Source organism: Morganella sp. GD04133 (assembly GCF_029835375.1).
Classification (GTDB): Bacteria; Pseudomonadota; Gammaproteobacteria; order Enterobacterales; family Enterobacteriaceae; genus Morganella; species Morganella morganii_B.
Genome location: NZ_JAODZS010000055.1, coordinates 1 through 17,598 on the forward strand (window position 1 = coordinate 1; position 17,598 = coordinate 17,598).

25 protein-coding genes, 2 tRNA genes and 2 pseudogenes are annotated in these 17,598 nt (G+C 45.4%); 24 read left to right on the forward strand and 5 right to left on the reverse strand.

Going from position 1 to position 17,598, the window contains the following annotated elements:
• Positions 1 to 168: 168 nt before the first annotated feature.
• Together N7387_RS19700 and N7387_RS19705 are read right to left on the reverse strand one after the other, a co-directional pair.
• Entirely contained in the window at positions 169 to 510 is a 342-nt protein-coding gene (locus N7387_RS19700) for a DUF3024 domain-containing protein (RefSeq protein WP_186726484.1), read from the reverse strand.
• Positions 511 to 548: 38 nt separating this feature from the next.
• Positions 549 to 1,178, reverse strand: coding sequence for a S24 family peptidase (locus tag N7387_RS19705; protein WP_070579725.1), 630 nt, complete (start codon positions 1,176 to 1,178; stop codon positions 549 to 551).
• Between the two features lie 96 nt (positions 1,179 to 1,274).
• On the opposite strand from N7387_RS19705, the gene N7387_RS19710 reads away from it, so the two are divergent.
• The 4 genes from N7387_RS19710 to N7387_RS19725 all read left to right on the forward strand — a co-directional run bounded on the left by N7387_RS19710 (position 1,275) and on the right by N7387_RS19725 (position 3,622).
• Positions 1,275 to 1,502: a YdaS family helix-turn-helix protein gene (locus N7387_RS19710; RefSeq protein WP_070579719.1), complete on the forward strand. Its 228-nt coding sequence runs from the start codon at positions 1,275 to 1,277 to the stop codon at positions 1,500 to 1,502.
• A gap of 132 nt (positions 1,503 to 1,634) precedes the next feature.
• On the forward strand, positions 1,635 to 1,961 hold the full coding sequence (locus N7387_RS19715; RefSeq protein ID WP_036414494.1) for a hypothetical protein: 327 nt from the start codon (positions 1,635 to 1,637) through the stop codon (positions 1,959 to 1,961).
• Positions 1,962 to 2,102: 141 nt separating this feature from the next.
• Complete coding sequence (locus tag N7387_RS19720) at positions 2,103 to 2,894, forward strand: replication protein (RefSeq protein ID WP_279800753.1); 792 nt, start codon at positions 2,103 to 2,105, stop codon at positions 2,892 to 2,894.
• Entirely contained in the window at positions 2,894 to 3,622 is a 729-nt protein-coding gene (locus N7387_RS19725) for an ATP-binding protein (RefSeq protein WP_036414495.1), read from the forward strand. Before N7387_RS19720 ends, N7387_RS19725 begins: the two co-directional genes overlap by 1 nt.
• A gap of 36 nt (positions 3,623 to 3,658) precedes the next feature.
• Here N7387_RS19725 and N7387_RS19730 read toward each other — a convergent pair.
• Positions 3,659 to 3,733, reverse strand: a tRNA-Gly gene (locus N7387_RS19730).
• Between the two features lie 2 nt (positions 3,734 to 3,735).
• Positions 3,736 to 3,811: transfer RNA gene (locus N7387_RS19735), tRNA-Lys, on the reverse strand.
• 59 nt (positions 3,812 to 3,870) lie between these two features.
• On the opposite strand from N7387_RS19735, the gene N7387_RS19740 reads away from it, so the two are divergent.
• Positions 3,871 to 4,314, forward strand: a complete 444-nt coding sequence (locus N7387_RS19740) for a recombination protein NinB (RefSeq protein ID WP_214208320.1) — start codon at positions 3,871 to 3,873, stop codon at positions 4,312 to 4,314.
• 640 nt (positions 4,315 to 4,954) lie between these two features.
• Here N7387_RS19740 and N7387_RS19745 read toward each other — a convergent pair.
• On the reverse strand, positions 4,955 to 5,383 hold the full coding sequence (locus N7387_RS19745) for a universal stress protein (RefSeq protein ID WP_036414499.1): 429 nt from the start codon (positions 5,381 to 5,383) through the stop codon (positions 4,955 to 4,957).
• Positions 5,384 to 5,668: 285 nt separating this feature from the next.
• Here N7387_RS19745 and N7387_RS19750 point away from each other — a divergent pair, with 285 nt between their 5' ends.
• The 19 genes and pseudogenes from N7387_RS19750 to N7387_RS19840 all read left to right on the forward strand — a co-directional run.
• Positions 5,669 to 6,298 (forward strand): recombination protein NinG, encoded by a 630-nt coding sequence (locus N7387_RS19750; protein ID WP_279800754.1) that lies wholly within the window; start codon positions 5,669 to 5,671, stop codon positions 6,296 to 6,298.
• A gap of 289 nt (positions 6,299 to 6,587) precedes the next feature.
• Positions 6,588 to 7,025, forward strand: a complete 438-nt coding sequence (locus tag N7387_RS19755; protein ID WP_046024441.1) for an antiterminator Q family protein — start codon at positions 6,588 to 6,590, stop codon at positions 7,023 to 7,025.
• 374 nt (positions 7,026 to 7,399) lie between these two features.
• On the forward strand, positions 7,400 to 7,612 hold the full coding sequence (locus N7387_RS19760; protein WP_004242341.1) for a cold shock domain-containing protein: 213 nt from the start codon (positions 7,400 to 7,402) through the stop codon (positions 7,610 to 7,612).
• 9 nt (positions 7,613 to 7,621) lie between these two features.
• Positions 7,622 to 7,744: pseudogene (locus tag N7387_RS19765) on the forward strand (cold-shock protein); the annotation flags it as partial.
• A gap of 93 nt (positions 7,745 to 7,837) precedes the next feature.
• Positions 7,838 to 8,767: an LpxL/LpxP family Kdo(2)-lipid IV(A) lauroyl/palmitoleoyl acyltransferase gene (gene lpxL, locus N7387_RS19770; RefSeq protein ID WP_218455438.1), complete on the forward strand. Its 930-nt coding sequence runs from the start codon at positions 7,838 to 7,840 to the stop codon at positions 8,765 to 8,767.
• 268 nt (positions 8,768 to 9,035) lie between these two features.
• A pseudogene (locus tag N7387_RS19775) lies at positions 9,036 to 9,460 on the forward strand (phosphate-starvation-inducible protein PsiE).
• A 606-nt stretch (positions 9,461 to 10,066) separates the two neighbouring features.
• The gene (locus tag N7387_RS19780) at positions 10,067 to 10,219 is read left to right on the forward strand and encodes an MbeCy (protein WP_087825463.1); all 153 of its coding nucleotides are present in this window, start codon (positions 10,067 to 10,069) and stop codon (positions 10,217 to 10,219) included.
• Between the two features lie 168 nt (positions 10,220 to 10,387).
• The gene (locus tag N7387_RS19785; RefSeq protein ID WP_036414512.1) at positions 10,388 to 10,594 is read left to right on the forward strand and encodes a hypothetical protein; all 207 of its coding nucleotides are present in this window, start codon (positions 10,388 to 10,390) and stop codon (positions 10,592 to 10,594) included.
• Between the two features lie 481 nt (positions 10,595 to 11,075).
• Entirely contained in the window at positions 11,076 to 11,267 is a 192-nt protein-coding gene (locus N7387_RS19790) for a phage holin family protein (protein ID WP_111759629.1), read from the forward strand.
• Complete coding sequence (locus tag N7387_RS19795; RefSeq protein ID WP_279800755.1) at positions 11,260 to 11,736, forward strand: lysozyme; 477 nt, start codon at positions 11,260 to 11,262, stop codon at positions 11,734 to 11,736. Before N7387_RS19790 ends, N7387_RS19795 begins: the two co-directional genes overlap by 8 nt.
• On the forward strand, positions 11,718 to 11,876 hold the full coding sequence (locus N7387_RS19800) for a hypothetical protein (RefSeq protein WP_165934083.1): 159 nt from the start codon (positions 11,718 to 11,720) through the stop codon (positions 11,874 to 11,876). The genes N7387_RS19795 and N7387_RS19800 overlap by 19 nt, the downstream gene beginning before the upstream one ends.
• Complete coding sequence (locus N7387_RS19805) at positions 11,873 to 12,250, forward strand: DUF2570 domain-containing protein (RefSeq protein ID WP_087825460.1); 378 nt, start codon at positions 11,873 to 11,875, stop codon at positions 12,248 to 12,250. Before N7387_RS19800 ends, N7387_RS19805 begins: the two co-directional genes overlap by 4 nt.
• A 553-nt stretch (positions 12,251 to 12,803) precedes the next feature.
• Positions 12,804 to 13,184, forward strand: a complete 381-nt coding sequence (locus N7387_RS19810) for a hypothetical protein (RefSeq protein WP_087825458.1) — start codon at positions 12,804 to 12,806, stop codon at positions 13,182 to 13,184.
• A gap of 44 nt (positions 13,185 to 13,228) precedes the next feature.
• Positions 13,229 to 13,582 (forward strand): HNH endonuclease signature motif containing protein, encoded by a 354-nt coding sequence (locus N7387_RS19815; RefSeq protein WP_087825457.1) that lies wholly within the window; start codon positions 13,229 to 13,231, stop codon positions 13,580 to 13,582.
• 146 nt (positions 13,583 to 13,728) lie between these two features.
• Positions 13,729 to 14,199, forward strand: coding sequence for a phage terminase small subunit P27 family (locus N7387_RS19820; protein WP_070577931.1), 471 nt, complete (start codon positions 13,729 to 13,731; stop codon positions 14,197 to 14,199).
• A gap of 3 nt (positions 14,200 to 14,202) precedes the next feature.
• Positions 14,203 to 15,933, forward strand: coding sequence for a terminase TerL endonuclease subunit (locus tag N7387_RS19825; protein ID WP_279800756.1), 1,731 nt, complete (start codon positions 14,203 to 14,205; stop codon positions 15,931 to 15,933).
• 9 nt (positions 15,934 to 15,942) lie between these two features.
• Entirely contained in the window at positions 15,943 to 16,122 is a 180-nt protein-coding gene (locus N7387_RS19830; RefSeq protein WP_004238661.1) for a hypothetical protein, read from the forward strand.
• The gene (locus N7387_RS19835; protein WP_004238662.1) at positions 16,122 to 17,342 is read left to right on the forward strand and encodes a phage portal protein; all 1,221 of its coding nucleotides are present in this window, start codon (positions 16,122 to 16,124) and stop codon (positions 17,340 to 17,342) included. The genes N7387_RS19830 and N7387_RS19835 overlap by 1 nt, the downstream gene beginning before the upstream one ends.
• Positions 17,335 to 17,598 (forward strand): HK97 family phage prohead protease (locus tag N7387_RS19840; RefSeq protein WP_279800757.1); only part of this gene is annotated, 264 nt, incomplete at its 3' end. The genes N7387_RS19835 and N7387_RS19840, both read left to right, overlap by 8 nt.

The following is a 17,598-nucleotide window of genomic DNA, read 5'->3' on the forward strand; positions in this document are numbered from 1 at the left end:
TAATCTGACAGACACCTGTATAAATAACCGGTAACTGTCAGATCAGGTCTGAGCTAGTACAACCTATGCGTTCACCGCCAGGATAGCCCTGCCAACTTTTATCACTGTCATATCCTTATTATGTATTTCTACACCTACCACCTTACTCTAAAATATGTCATCAGGCTGTCAGCCAAAGAATCGATGATTTGCATCTTCATCAATAATTTTTATTGCGTCAGAAAAACTGCCTATCATTCGGCCGTCGTAGTGTCGCCATTCATTATTCTCAGTAGACCAGAACAGAGACCACGAGTTGCTGTTTCTGTTGTTTGTTATTTTGGCCAGCATTTCTTCCGCACGTCCGGTGCTCCAGGACAGTTGTCTAACCTCGAAAATGATTACGCTATCGTCTTCAATACGATACTGAAGATCATGTTCATCCCGGATATGCTTTGGTGGACGACGCTTTTCCATGAAATAGTTCATACATTGTTTAATTTGTACGACTTCAGTGTCATTGAATGCCATAGTTTGTCCTTAGAACTCGTTTGATTATCAGTACTGGCTTATGATTGTTCGCACTTATCGATAAACTTAGTCGGCTTTACAATCGCTGCCACATAATGCATTTTTTCCACTTCACGTGGATCAACTGTGATTGGCGGGTGAGTATTGTTGACGCTGGTGAATTGGTAACTACCATCTCTGGTTTTATTCAGTATTTTTACCATATTCTTACCTTCAACAGTGCGCACAAAGACCTCATCGCCGGATCTGACTACTGTGTTGGGCTCAACAACCACATACTCACCTGACTGAATCCTGGGCCACATACTGTCACCCTTAACTTTGAGGGCATAAGCGTCCTTATCATCGCTGTAAATTTGAACCCATCCCTCAAGGGCCTCTATCATATCCACTGCGCCATCAATCCCCAGGAATGCTTCCCCAACTACTTTAACCATGCCATTGGGGACGAATCCAACAAACTCAATTTCATCTGGTTGTAATTCTTCATTAGAATCAAGAAACCCAGGTGGCATCCCATAGTCTCTTTCTAACCGACGAGCAGCTTTCTCTCCAAACGATGATTTACCACTCATCAGCTGAGATATATAGCTTTTTTCTTTTGATGGCAGGGTCTTATCTTTGAACCAGCCAGCAAGCTTGGTCTGTCTTATTTTTTTCATATCCATTTTTCTATTTTGATTAGTAATGACTAAACAAGCAAATACTTGACGGGCGGTTTAGCGTTTAATAAACTCCATCATTAAAAAGGATGGAGATAAAATATGGATTTAAAAAATTACATTGATTCACTTGAATGGGGGGGAGCGAAGAATTTGGCGGATAAGCTTGGTGTTTCAAAATCTTTTCTCTCCCAAATGGCGTCGGGTGCCAGTTCTATATCTCCAAAACGTTGTGTAGAAATTGAAGTTGCAACATACGGAAAAGTAACGAGAAAAGATTTGCGCCCAAGCGATTGGCATAAAATTTGGCCGGAGCTGGAAATCATTTAAGTATATAGCTGTTCTTTAACAATCGCAGAGCTGTTAGCTGCTACGGAGTCACTGATAAAGTGACGATTTACATATAAAACTACCTCACAGGATGTGAGCTACGGACTATCTATACCAAAAGGAATTTACATTATGGAAAATGCAAATCCACGCAAATCGTTCAACCGGTTTGTGTCAAATCATCTGATGACAACCGCTCATCAGGCAATCAGAAACACCACACAGACGGTAGTTGCAAAACTACTCGGTGTTCACGATTCAACAATCCTGCGCAGAACAGAAAAGTTACCGGAGATATGCGAGACATTGGCCGCAGCCGGTATCAGGGATTTTGTTTTGCCTGGCGAAAGAAAAATCAGTGAGGAGGAGTATCGGTTTCTGTGGAAGCAGATTGGTGAACTCTCTCAGATGAGAATCAAAGAAAACGCCCCGACTGTTGGAGCAGCAGAGGCGCATTAAGAAAAGCACTTAATATTTACACTGTATAAATAGCCAGTGTTGTTGAAAAAAGGGAAACATAAAGTTTCCCTTTTTTGATACAGCAATTAACGGAGTAATTATACATGAAAGTAATTACAAAACAAAGATATGGAGGTCGCTATGAATACAGCGGAAGTGTATGAATTCCCTGTTAAGCAGGAGCAACCACGAGTGGCAGACCTGGACGATGGTTACACTAAACTCGCCAACGAACTGCTGGAGTCTCTTTCATGCTGCAATCTGACAGCCAGACAGTTCCGGGTAATGTTGGCACTGATCAGAAAAACATACGGGTTCGGGAAGAAAAATGACCGGATAGCAGATTCTCAGCTGTCAGAAATTACCGGCCTGTCCCGTCAGAACGTTAACAAGGCAAAGAACGAATTAATTTCAATGAATTACATCGTGAAAGATGGCAATAAGATTGGGGTTAACAAGGAGGTTTCGGCGTGGAAAAATCAACTTAGAGACACTGTCTCTAATCTGGAGACAAAAAAAGTCTCTAAGTTAGAGACAAATGATGTCTCTGGTTTGGAGACACACAAAAGAAATACTTTAAAGAAAAAAGAAAATATATATACCCCTATATCCCCTAAACCTGAAAAACCGGCAAAGCCAGAACCCTTTGATGCAAATGCACACCCGCTGCCTGACTGGTTGAGCCGTGATACCTGGGTGAACTGGGTTACCTACCGGAAAGATCTGAAAAAACCGATCAAGACAAAACAGACACTAAACGGGCTGATATCCAGGCTGACTAAATTTTACGAGGCAGGGTATACACCTGAGAGCGTAATCGACGAATCGATATCAAACGGCTGGACTGGCTTGTTTATGCCGAAATCACCACCAACACGGCCGCGCATTGTCCGGCCTATGCGTGTTCAGCAATTCATACCGGAGGACTTCTGATGGCAACAGCAGCACAGACTCTGGCGAGGTTTAACCGCATGAAGCCGGAGCACATCAAGCCAAAATTCACGAATGCCGCTGAGCTGATGGCGTGGCAGCGTGAGCAGGGCGCTATCGATGCGAAACGGATTGCTGACGAAAACCGTGTGGCTCGACTGCATAAAATCATGGGGCGTTCCGGTATCAGCCCGTTACACCAGGAATGCACGTTTGAGAACTATCTGGTGACAACGCCGGAACAACAGCGGGCACTCAGTAAATCACAGCAGTACGCATCTGAGTTTGGTAAATCATTTGGCGGGTTTATTTTCAGCGGCAATCCCGGCACCGGTAAAAACCATCTGGCAGCGGCTATCGGCAACCAGATAATCCGGAACGGGAAAAGCATTCTGATTGCCACTCTGCCAGACCTGATGATGCGTGTCCGTGAGACATACCAGAAAGGGGCAAAAACTACTGAGTCGCAGCTGATCAGCGACCTGTGTGAAGTGGATTTACTGGTGCTGGATGATGTTGGCGTGCAGCGCAATAACCTGAACGAAGAACTAATTATTTTTCAGGTGGTAGATCGCCGATCATCGAACAAGAAGCCGGTAGGTGTGCTGACCAATCTCAATTTTGACGAACTGGCAAAAGCATTGGGTGATCGGGTTATTGACCGTCTGAGAATGGGATCGCCGACCGTTATCAATTTTACATGGGAAAGCTTCCGCAGGCAGGTTAAGTAGCGTCATAACCCAGGACAGAAGACTTTTTGAAATGATTGGAGCGGCCAGCGGAAATCGAACCCGCATCATCAGCTTGGAAGGCTGAGGTAATAGCCATTATACGATGACCGCAATGGTGGGTCGTGGGAGGCTCGAACTCCCGACCAATTGATTAAGAGTCAACTGCTCTACCGGCTGAGCTAACGACCCGATGAAATTAAAATACACCCGTAAGAAACTAACGGCAACCGATAACCTCAGGAGGCTGAATGCAAAAACAGACATTCCTTCTCAGGAATATACAGATACTCAGAAATCTCAAGGCAGAGCTCGACAATCTCCCGCTTAATGAAGAATTCCCCCTCGAAGTAAAAATATCCGACCCGAAACGAACTCTTCCCCAAAACGACATGTTCCACGCACTGTGCGGTAACGTAGCAGAGCAGGGCATCATATGGGCTGGCAATACGTGGGGATTGCAGGACTGGAAATGTATTTTCGTCTCCGGACATGCAAAGGCTACCGGCCGTGACGGGACGCTTATTCCGGGACTTGAGGGAGAGATTGTACCGCTGGCAAGAGAAAGTACCGCAAACATGAGTAAGAAGCGCATGACAAGCTTAATCGAATATTCGCAGGCGTGGGCTATAGGTGAAGGTATAAAACCCCGCGCCGCACGATACAGGTTTAATCATTACGGACATCAGGAATAGGAGCAGGACGTATGAAAGAACCGCACATACACCGACTTATCATCAATGATGAAGCCGATAATCTCTGCATTTACTACAGGCATAAGGGGTATAACCCGGTGAAGTCACTGAATATCAATCCTCAGTATTTCGACGTTACCGTGTATCTGCCGGTAGTCAAATATCTGAAACCTACACCACGAGCAATGATTAACAGGATGTGGCGATGAATGACGAACAATTCAAAGTATGCGTTGACATAATCAGGGCATGTCGCGATCTGGATTCTTTCACCAATCACGAGGCTGGGCTGCACACGGGGAACTCAGCAGAATTCATTAAGTGGTTTACCAACAAAATGCTGTATATCGGATGTTTGCGAAAAGTCGGCACAACCAGGCACAATCGCCATGTGAGTCAGTTATTTGCAATATCACCAGATGCTGTCACCAGACTGTATCGCTACATGCGTGAATCCAGTGGTGAGTTAGTGTCGGGTGGTGAGCAGAGTGAGAGAAAGCGAATCGAATTTTGCGGGAAGGTGGTCAGCAAGGCATACATTGAGCCGGGGTTCGGTCGGTCAGATGTTACCTGGTTCGACTCGCTAGTGCAGGGAGTCAGGAGAAGAAATGGTAAAGCCCGCCGGAGCGGGCGACTGGTGTCAGCGGACAACTAAAACTGAGGTTTTGGCATAACGGACGACTGCCGCAGCAGTGGAGCCGAGTAGATAGGTAGAAATACTCGGACGACGGGAGCCGATGATAATCAGGTCTGCACTAATAGCTTCGGCACGTTCAAGTATTTTGTCTTTTGGGCGACCAATTACGATATATCTGTCTGCTCTGTCCTCCGGCAAACTGAATTTCCTGATTATCTCGCCTAATTCTTTCTTTGTGGAATCTATCAGTCGCTTTTCCAGATCCGCGACAGACAAACCACTTTCAAAACCACCATATGGGAATGCTGGTATAACCGCAAGAAAATGGATACGGGCATCTTCAAGTTTAGCGAGGCTTTCAACATGAGGAGTAACCATATCAGTGAGTTCTTTTTCCCATACATCAATCGGAACAAGGATATTTTTGTACATAGTTCCTCCGATATTCATTATTCACTCAGATTAATAATAGACCAGATTGGCTAAAAAGTGAGCAAAAAACGTTCAGCAGTTATTAATCAATGATCTTCGGAAAAAACTCCACTTTGCACCTAAAGCATGGTGGGTTCGCGTAATTATTTATTACAGGGGAGGGTTTGATGAACTGCGCAATATGCGGCGAAGGACTGGCCGACGATGAAGTTTATGTTTGCGACCAGTGCGCCGGTGAATGTCCGCATCTGGAAGTAGTCGAGAAGATAAAAGGAGATGGTGAGAGTGGCAAAGCAACCGCGGCGAAAATACCTGATATGCCGAGAATGGTTTCACCCGAAATTCAGTAACGAATGGTGGTGCTGTCCGGAGCATGGCGCTGAGTTGGCTATAAAGCGACGAAGCAGGGAAAGGGAAAAGGCTGAAGCCAAATTAAGAAAGGAGCAGCAGCAAAAAGAACGTGAAGCAAAAGATAAATTAAAAATCAGCAAGTTAGCAGTAAAACCCACCTCATATTTCCGGCAGCAAGCACAAACAGCGTTTAACCAATTCATCAGACTCAGAGACCGCGATGAACCATGCATCAGCTGTGGTGAACCTAATCCGCCTGATTTACATGGTGGACAGTGGGACTGCGGTCATTTTCTGTCTGTAGGGTCACATCCTGAGCTGCGGTTTGAGGAGCGAAATGCCTATAAGCAATGTAAATCATGCAATGCGGGGGCCGGTAAATTCTCACACAAAAATAACACTGTAACGCAGAAATACGAGTTACGGCTGATTGAAAAATTTGGACAGGAGTTAGTTGACTGGTTACGCGGTCCGCATGAGATACCGCACTGGAAGCGGGAAGACTATATCCGTATACGCGATGAGTACCGTGCGAAAGTGAGGGAGTTAAAGCGTAAGACCTGAAATTACACCGATACCTGAACACTACGGTAATCAGGCGACACTGGCGACTGAGTTGAAAATAAACCGGTACACAGTCAGGACGTTTCACCGGGATACCTGGTGCGAAGCGTACATAATCTACATCGGTGTGCTTATGACCGAGTTCGAGATGAAAGGTATACAGAAGTGAGAACAATGAGAGAGAAACATTGGAGCAACACTACTCTTCAGGGCAACTATACGGGAAGCGTCATTTCTGTTTTATCGGAAGATATTAAACCTCATAGCCTGCAAAATAACGAGGTAATGTATGCGTGATATTCGCCAGGTGTTAGAACGGTGGGGGGCTTGGGTTGTTGATAATCAGGAATCAGTATATTGGTCACCAATTGCTGCCGGGTTTAAAGGGCTGATCCCTGAAAAAGTTAAGAGTCGTCAGCAATGTACTGATAATGATGCACTGGTGATATCCGGCATTATGGCAAAACTGAACATCCGCAACAGCGATATGCATGATCTGCTTTTTGATTACTATGTTTTCGGTAAGACGTTTATTCAGTTGGCCAAGAAATACGGGTGCTCAGACACTCACATAGGAAAAAAACTCCAGAAGGCAGAAGGGCTGGTGGAAGGAATGCTCATAATGGGAGATGTAAAACTGGAAATGGACGGTACATCACATCATGGAGGTATGCGGACATTTATGAACAAATTACATGATTTAAAAATTAATGCTTTACGATCGTAAAAAAGACGCTATTGTGATCAGAGTTATTTCTGTGTCGTATTGATTACAAACTGAAACCCCGTTTTTACGGGGTTTTTTTATGTTGATAAACAGATAAGATAATTTGTTAAAATCAGTCGTGATTTACGTGTAGTGATACGTAACATCTGAGGGATAAAATAATAAAGTTTGCTATTTGTGATCATCTGTGGCTTAATGGCGTCACTGGTTTGGAAGTACAGGCCTATTTATGCTAGTCAGTTTAAAGTCGTTCACCATTTAGCGTTATCCTCGATACCACTTCATTGCGAATTCCTTCTAATTAATTCCCATAAGTAAAAATAAAAAACAAACCTCATATGCCTTATGGCAATCAAAAAATTAAAGGAAATTCTATGTCTAATACAATGACTGGTTCAGTAAAATGGTTTAACGAATCGAAAGGTTTTGGCTTCATCACTCCGGCTGACGGCAGCAAAGATGTGTTTGTTCACTTCTCTGCGATCCAGAGCGACAGCTTCAAGACATTATTTGAAGGTCAGAATGTTACCTTCAATATTGAAGACGGGGCAAAAGGTCCGTCTGCATCAAATGTGGTGGGTCTCTAAGGCGCACCAATGATAATAGCACTGTTTTTTCAGTGCCCCTGTTGCAGTGGAACACAATACCGGACTTCGCACTTTGATGTTTCTGCATCAAATCCGCATGGTGCAAAATGCATTTTTTGTAAAACGGTGATGCGGTTGTCCAGGCAATAGAAAAACTAAATTCCAAGGCCTGATAATATTATCAGGCCTTTTTATTATGCAGTAATTATTACTTATCAGGAAAAAATGTATTCTCTGAATAAATTTTCTATCAGGCTTCTTCACCCAAGGTACATTTTAACCTGGATTGGTATCCTGTTGCTTTTCTGTTTTGTTCAGATGCCTTATCCATGGCTTGTGTTTTTAGGCGATAAGTTAGGTCGTTTTTCTGGTTTGTTCCTGAAAAGGCGGGTATCCATAATTAAAAAAAATTTAGAATTATGTTTTCCTGACAGAAATAAAATCCAGATAGAGAGTATGGTTGCAAGCAACCTGTCATCTTTAGGGATTGCATTATTTGAAACCGGTATTGCCTGGTTCTGGAATGACAAAAAAATTAATGAAATATTTAGAGTAACGGGTTGTGATAACTTTAATGATGTATATGACAAAAATAATGGTGTTTTAATTATTGGTATTCATTCCATGTCGCTGGAACTTGGGGGCAGAGTTATGGGGCTGTGTTTTCCTGTAAATGCTATGTATCGTCCCCACAACAATAAAGCAATGGAGTATATACAAACAAGATGCCGAAGCCGCTCCGGAAGCGGGATGATCGACCGTAAGAATCTGAAGTTTATGGTATCGGAACTAAAACGCGGGCAGGCTATTTGGTTTGCTCCGGATCAGGACTTTGGAACTAAAGGTACTATCTTCGCCCCTTTTTTTTCGGTAGCTAATGCTTCTACATCAAAAGGAGTGGCAGCTATAGCCAAATTATCGAAGTCACCGATACTTACTGCAACGATGATAAGAAATAATGAAAGTGGTAAGAGGCCTTATGAATTAATAATTGGTAAAGAAATTGCTGATTTTCCGTGTGGAGATGACCTGGCAGATGCTGAGAAACTAAATCAGATTATTGAGGCAGAAATCATGCATGCTCCGGACCAATACTTGTGGGCACACAGAAGGTTTAAGACCAGACCTCCGGGAGAAAATTCTCTGTACAAATAAGTTACAAAGATTGTCATTGAATGATCTCTGTATCACATTGCTTATAAACAAAAACTTCGTATTGCGGGTTTTTATACTCATGTTGATGAAGTTGATTATTTATTGTAATCACGTGTAAGTAAGACAGTTAAAGAAATAGAATGTGGTAAACTGTATAAACACATTTCATATCAGCTGACGTTTAGCAAGTTCCGTACCTTCGGTTCTTTATTTTTGTATTCTATAAAAAATAGATGTGATATTGACGAGGGAAACCTCAGGAGCCATCATGTCAGGGTTGAGCCAATCAAAGTTAATAAGTCGGTTGCTTCAGTGGATCAGCAGTGCGGCACTGTTACTTTTGGCAATTATATTGATTGTTTTTTTGATAAAAGAAACAATTATCCTTGCTGCTTTGTTATTTAAAAAAATGACCCGGTGTCGCTGTATTCATTAGTTGATGGGATAATTATATATTTTGAATTTATTGCATTAATAATCAAGTACTTTCAATCAAACTATCATTTTCCGCTGCATTATTTTTTATATATAGCAATAACAGCGGTTATCAGGCTGGTAGTAGTCGAACATAAACAACCATCATTATTAATCGTATATTCAATTACAATTCTGATATTAGTATTTGCTCTTTATGTAGCTAATACTGAAAAACCAATTCTTAAAAGAAAAAAGGTAAACTGCGAAGCTGAGTAATATCAGGTAAATAAAAAATCCGTGCCAAGACGATGTGGTATAGTAGTGTTGTCAATACCGTGCCGTTGGCTCAGTCTGGGAGCTGACTTTACAACCGTAAGGTTATTTTCTTTACCGGTGAATCAGAGAAATGAGCGGCACTCACGGGACTATGTTCCAGAGGAGTATCTATGTTTAACCCGTTTCAATTTGATACAGTGTTCCGTTTATTTCAATGGTTATCAGTTTCTGCTTTGCTGGTGTTAGCCATTGTGTTGATGGTTGTTTACTTTGCATAAATCACATTTGAAGTATGTGTAAAACTATCCACAGATTACTTGTGTTATGTAAATGTCAGGAATAAATTGATACAAAACATCACCATCCATAAAACGGCCATTATATTTTTAAATTAAAATTTGATTATCTTGTTTTTTGGGGGGGCGTATTGATTTTATCTGCTATACTTAAAGAGTAAAAGATGAAGACGGGGAGACTAGGTGCTCCACCAGAGTCTTTTCAGCCTCATCAGTTATGGTGGGGCTTTTTATTATGTAAATACGTGTAAAGTCGACATCTCTGTTTTTATTTTGTGCCAATATTATTTCTTAACAGAGGGAAATTATTGTGCCTAATATGAAAACAGAAGTAATTGTTGTTCGCCTGACCAAAAAAGAGAGAGCGCTCATGGATGCGGTAAAAACTAAACCACTGCTTTCAGATTGGATGAGAGAATTAGCGCTTGCTGAATTGAATAAACAAGAGGACTGTAATGCATAATATTCTGTTTTTTTGTTTAAAAAAAGATGTACCAGATCCATGGTGTGGCAGGAACAGTTGTCTGGCTGGATTCTTATGACAGGGAATCAGTAGATTTTTTAATTTTTAAAATCCCTGTTAATATGTTATTCCTGTTTTTATAAGTATAAAGAATAACAGGCGGGGCATATGGATTATTATTTAACGTTGACTGAGAGTGATAGTAGTTTTGTTTTACATAAAATTACATGTCAAAAGTTACAGCAGGCTAAAAGTACAGCGTATGTCGGATATTTCTGGGGAGAGCATGCAGCTATTCAGCAGGCTGTTGTTATAGCAAAAGGGCCTGTTGTTTTATGTTCGCTATGCCTGAGTCAGGATGATAAAAAACCATAATGATAGCTCACATATTCAATTCTGTTGAATCACCGGATAGAGCATTAGTTGTGTACAAAAAAACCGCAAACAGCAACCGGGGAAAGAGTAAGTATATACCAACAACATAACTAAGATGTATTGTTTACAATTGTAGTGCGTCATTTAGATTAAGAAAGGTTGTATAATATTTGTTTAAATTCCAAAGGTCGCCTTTTGCGGCCTTTTTCGTTTATATTGCCACAGCATCAATTACCTTATTATCACTTAACATAAGAGCTGTACGCGGTTTTTTATTCATGGCAATAATAAGAGCACAGGAATACGACAGGCTCATTACCTAATCCGTATTCGGTCACAGTGCTCTTCTTATTGCTTTCCCGCCTCTGGTGGGATTCCGAATAATGCCGCAGCCGCCTCACTTTAACCTGTTTAAAACATATAACCCGGTTGCGGGATTTCCCTATCACTCAACATACGGAACACTCCGCAGGGGGTGGATATGCGCATGTCTGACAAATATTCCAGCCCTACAGCATACGCCTGGGGGCTTATAACCTCTACCTTTGGCATTTTATCTCTGGATCAGTGGGCTATTGTTGCCGGGATCATCTGTACCGTCGGTACGTTCCTGGTGAACTGGTATTACAAACGGAAGGAATTCCAGTTGAAAGCAGGTGAACATCATGAATAAAGGCCTGGTAAAAAAAGCAATGGCGGCAGTGTGTGGCGGGGCAATAGCTGTTGCACTTGTACTGGTCCCGGTGTTTGAAGGCATGAGGTATAAGCCTTATCAGGATGTCGCCGGAGTATGGACAGTGTGTGCCGGGCATACAGGGCCGGATATTCAGCAGGATAAGATTTATACGCAGGCAGAATGTGATGCGCTGCTGGAAAATGATCTGGCTATCGTGGCGAAAGGGGTAGACCGACTTATCCGTGTTGATATTCCTGTCTATACCAGAGGGGCGATCTACTCATTTGTCTATAACACAGGTCTGGGCGCTTTTTCCCAGTCAACTCTGCTCAGAAAACTGAATGCTGGTGACAGAGCCGGAGCCTGTGGCGAAATGAAGCGCTGGGTTTTCGCAGGGGGTAAGCCGTGGAAAGGGTTGATGACACGTCGAGAAATAGAGGAGGTCGTATGCCACGGAATCCTTTGACGCTGCTCATCATTGCTATCATCCTGCTGACTACCGTTCTGCTGTCGATTTGTTATCTGTATTCACTCCCGAATCACTGTAAACCGCTGCCTGACAACCCGCTGGACGGAGTGATCCATTATGAGTGTGAAGTGCTATGAACTGGAAAGAGGCGGTAATTGCCGCGCTGTTTATTGTTGCCGCCTGGTGGGTATATGACACCTACCGGGATAACCAACAGCTGAAAGTGAGTAACACAGCACTATCAGGCCAGTTATCAGCACAGCAGGCGATAAACACCACCACGCTTTCAGCTGTTGCCATCAGAGATCGCGCAGCAATCGGCAACATCAAAGCCAAACAGACTGAGGGTACAGAGCATGTCAACGTTAAGACGGTTATCAAAACTGTTTTCAAAGACAGTGAATGCGCTGCTGTTCCTGTTCCCGCTGATGCTGTTAACGAGCTGCGCAGATACGCGACCGGAATTAATACCCGCACCGGTGATACCGATTCCGCCACAACTGACCGCTGATTGTGAGCAGGTAGAGATACCGGATGATCTGACGTTCGGTGGTGCTGTTGAGCTGTTGGCTGATGCCATGAAATACATTGCCAACTGTAATCACGATAAGAGGGCAATACGGGAGATAGAAGCGGAGAGGCAAAAAAAAAGCCCCAGAATAAAGGGGCGCATATGGAAGATTCAGGAAATAGTTATTGTTATTTTCGTACTGAGTATACCCTCAGAACTTCTGTAATTTCAATGCGATTAAAAAATCAAAAAATCCTTGTAAAACAGTGATGTAATGCAATTGAAGAAGAGTGTTTATTTTAACTACGATGTTCAATATGCAGGCAACCTCGCGTACTAATCAACAACGCTTGACTATAAGGATTTCGAGGCTCGCTGTATTCAGGCTTTCGGCAAATCAGGGATGCGAATGATTTATCCTGCTGACCAACCACATAACTATGCAGTAACACTCCAATAGACTGCCCGGTGGTATTTTTTATGTCCTATGCTCAGATATGAGCAACGAACCATTTTATCAAACTCTGCAAACGGTCGTTTACGGGTGGTGTTAATGGAGACTTATGAAAGTCTGCCGCCATCATGTAGTATCGGGGTACATGCCACAATGGTGAGAAATTGTATGATTCTGCATAATGTGCTTAAAACTATATACATAGACAATGGCGACAATGATTTTTTGAAATATGAAATCATGGGGGAGCACGGTGGCGATGTAACAATAGCGATCGTATCAGCGGAAATTAAGTTAGCAGTTGGCGGAATAGAGTGTTATCTGTGGGCTAAAGTCGGAGAGCTAACATTTGAGTACCTTGACCCGCCAAAGAGAGGGTCATTCCAGCAGACTGTAGCAATGGAATCTCCGCCGGGGAGAAGTATCAGCACCGTAATGCGGGAATGCAAAAAACACAGAGCTACCTGGCAAAGACCGTAACAAATACATAACCCGCTCCGGCGGGTTTTTTATTGGGGAAATCTATGCCACCACGTATACCACGCGCCTGTCGCAAGCGAGGCTGCGCAAAGACAACCACAGACCGCAGCGGATACTGCGAAGAACACCGCAATACAGGGTGGGAGAACCATCAGCAGGGCAAGAGCCGACACGAACGTGGCTACGGCACCAAATGGGACAGGCTGCGGCTGGTGGTTCTGAGCAGGGATAAGCACCTGTGCCAGCAATGCCTGCGTGAAGGACGGGCAACCGAAGCAGGGACAGTCGATCACATCACACCTAAAGCACATGGGGGAACCGATGCGGAAAGCAATCTGCAAAGCCTGTGCTGGCCCTGCCATTACCGCAAGACAGCAACGGAACGCAACCGCACCTGAATCACTTCGGCACACAGGGGAGGGGGAGGACAAATCCCTGCAGCTTTACCTATCCGGGACCGCCGCCTTGCCTTTTTTCACATCGCCGCAGGTTAGAAAACTTTTTTCCGAGTTCTCCGGAGGGGTATTAACAGGAGAAAACGATTATGCCGGGACCACCGAAAACCCCGTCACACCTGCGTTTGGTCAGAGGTAACCCATCAAAACGCCCAATCAATAAAAAAGAACCAAAACCGCCTTCAGGGGTACCCCCAACACCGAAACATTTTACCAAGCAGGGGAAATACTGGTTTAAGCGAATTGGGGAAGAACTCGATGCCATGGGCGTGATGAGTTCGATGGATGCCAAAGCACTGGAGCTGCTGATCGAGGCGTACACCGAATACCGCCAGCACTGCGATACGCTGGACGAACAAGGCTACACCTACACAACACAGAGTGATGGCGGTCCACTGATAAAAGCGCACCCCGCGGCGGCAATGAAAGCTGATGCATGGAAACGGATCCGCGCGATGCTCTCCGAGTTCGGTATGACCCCGGCAGCCCGCCAGAAGGTAACGATTAACACACCAGCCGAAGAAGATCCTTTCGAGGCATTTCTGAAACAAAGAAAATGATGAATGGCAACCGTAGCAGACGGGATCCGGTACGCCGAGCAGGTGGTTGCCGGAGAAATAGTTACGGGCGAACTGATACGCCTGGCGTGTCAGCGGTTTCTTGATGATCTGGAATACGGCCCTGAGCGCGGTATTTATTTCATGGAGGAACGCGCCCGGCATATTCTGGATTTTTACCGGTTCGTCCCGCATGTCAAAGGGGCACTGGCAGGTAAGCCGATCGAGCTGATGCCGTGGCATACCTTTATTCTGATTAATATTTTTGGTTTTGTGATCCCGCTGGTTGATGAACTCACCGGCGAGGCTCAGTACGACGATGACGGGGATCCGGTGCTGGTTCGCCGGTTCCGGACGGCCTATAACGAAGTTGCACGTAAAAACGCTAAATCCACTCTCTCATCCGGTATCGGTCTGTACATGACCGGCGCTGACGGTGAGGGTGGCGCCGAGGTTTACTCGGCGGCCACCACCCGTGACCAGGCGCGTATTGTGTTTGAAGATGCAAAAAACATGGCCAAAAAGGCCAAGAGCTCACTTGGCCGCCTGTTTGAATTTAATAAGCTGGCGATTTACCAGGAGCGGTCTGCATCCAAGTTTGAGCCGCTGTCCAGTGACGCAAATAACCTCGACGGCCTGAATATTCACTGCGGCATTGTGGACGAACTTCATGCCCACAAAACCCGTGATGTGTGGGATGTGCTGGAAACCGCGACCGGTGCCCGTCTTCAATCCCTGCTGTTTGCGATCACCACAGCGGGATTTAACCGCGAGGGCATCTGCTACGAACTGCGGGATTACGCCATCAAGGTGCTGCGGGGCGTGGTGGAGGATGACACCTTTTTCGCGGCAATTTACACACCGGATGAGGATGATGACCCGTTCGATGAAAGCATCTGGATAAAAGCCAATCCGGGGCTGGGGGTCTGTAAGCGTTTTGACGATATGCGCCGCCTGGCGAAAAAGGCAAAAGAGCAGATTGCGGCCCGGCCTAATTTCCTGACCAAGCACCTCAATATGTGGGTGAATGCCGAATCCGCCTGGATGGATACCGGTAAGTGGGACAGCTGCCCTGAAAATGCGCCGGATGATGAGCTGAAAAATTACCCGGTCTGGGTTGGTGTGGATCTGTCAAACAAAATCGATGTGACCGCAGCCGTTAAAGTGTATGAGGATCCGCGCGGACAACTGCATATGAAGTGCAAATTCTGGCTGCCGGAGGACAGAGTAGTGACTGCACCGAAGCATATCGCTGACCTGTACCGGAAATGGGGAGCTGCCGGTTATCTTGAACTGACGGACGGTGAGGTTGTCGATCACGACATCATCAAAGCCGACATTCTGGCATGGTGCGAAGGTGAGGATTTACGTGAACTCGGTTTTGACCCGTGGAGTGCCGTTCAGTTCTCCCGCCGCCTGGCGGAAGAAGGCATTCCGCTGGTGGAGGTGGCGCAGACGGTGAAAAACCTGTCTGAATCGATGAAAACCGTTCAGGCCGATGTATATTCCGGCAAATTTCACCATGACCACAACCCGGTAATGTCCTGGATGATGTCTAACGTGACGGTAAAACCGGACAGAAATGACAACATTTTCCCGAACAAATCGACACCGGAAAACAAAATTGACGGGCCGTTTGCCCTGTTTACTGCCAAATCACGCCAGTTGGTGAACGGCGGGGAACAGGAACAAAGTTTGTCCGATGTTTTATCTTCCAGGGGCTTACGTTCACTCTGAGGAAATCCAATGAAATTACTGACTATTACCGCCCTGCTGGTGGGGGTTGCGGGTGCCTGTCTGCTGGCGTTCGGTGCCTGGCTGCTGATGCCTGCTGCCGGGTTTATCACTGCCGGCGGTTTATGCCTGCTCTGGTCATATCTGGTATCAAGATCAGCGGGAAGCCTGAATAACAACGGAGGATCATAATGTTCTTTCCCGGTTTATTCAGAAAATCCGATACGGGTATGAGTTCGTCAGAGCTCAGCGAAATGATCGGTCTGACCTATGATACCTATTCCGGCCGTCGCGTCAGTCCGCAACTGGCGATGCAGCTTACCGCAGTATTCAGCTGCGTTCGCGTGCTGGCGGAGTCAGTCGGCATGCTGCCGTGTTCTCTGTATGAACAGCTGGAGACAGGCAACCGCCGGGCTGTCCGTGAACGGCTTAACCGGCTTTTATCTGTAAACCCCAATAATTACATGACACCGCAGGAGTTCTGGGAATTACTGATCGCCTGCCTGTGTCTGCGCGGCAATTTTTATGCTTACAAAGTCAAAGCGCTGGGTGAGGTGGTGGAGCTGCTGCCGCTGGATCCGTCTTCAGTTACTCCAAAACTGAACAGTAAGTGGGAACCTGAATATCAGGTTACTTTTCCGGACGGAAGGCACGACACGCTGACACAGGATGATATCTGGCATGTGCGGATTTTCACCCTGGACGGATTAACCGGACTCAGTCCGATAGCGTATGCAAAACAGGCGGTCGGGCTGGGGCTGGCAACGGAGGAGCACGGCTCACGTCTGTTCGGGAACGGCGCGGTAACCAGCGGTGTCCTGCAAACTGACCAGTACCTGAAAGACGATGCCTGGGAGCGGCTGAAAACCGACTTTGAAAACCGGCATCAGGGACTGGCTAATGCACATAAACCCATGATCCTTGAGATGGGCCTGAAATGGCAGCAAATCAGCATGACATCGGAAGACGCACAGTTCCTTGAGACCCGCAAATTCCAGCTGGAGGAAATCTGCCGTATTTTCCGTGTGCCGCTGCATATGATTCAGAACACAGATCGGGCTACCTTCAATAACATTGAGAATCTCGGGATTGGTTTTATCAATTATTCTCTGGTGCCTTATCTGACCCGAATAGAACAACGTATCAATGCCGGACTGGTGAAACCATCAAAACAGGGTGTTTTTTACGCGAAATTCAACGCAGGGGCATTGTTACGCGGAGATATGAAATCACGGTTTGATGCTTATGCCACCGGTATTAACTGGGGGATCTATTCACCCAATGAATGCCGGGAACTGGAAGAGCTCAACCCGCGTGAAGGTGGTGATATCTGGCTGACACCGATGAACATGACCACAAAGCCTGAGAGCAGCCCGGAAAAAGAGGAAAAGCAGGATGTCGATAATGACTAAACAGCGGCTGGACATACCGCTGAAAATAAAGTCGGTCACTGAAACCGGCGAGTTTGAAGGATACGGATCGGTTTTCGGTGTGAAGGACAGCTACAGCGATATTGTTGTACCGGGTGCTTTTCAGGCATCACTTAATGAATGGCGGGAGAAGGGCGGTCTTCCGGCCATGCTCTGGCAGCACCAGATTTCCGAACCGGTCGGTGTGTATACCGAAATGCGGGAGGATGATACCGGCCTGTATGTCAAAGGGCGGCTG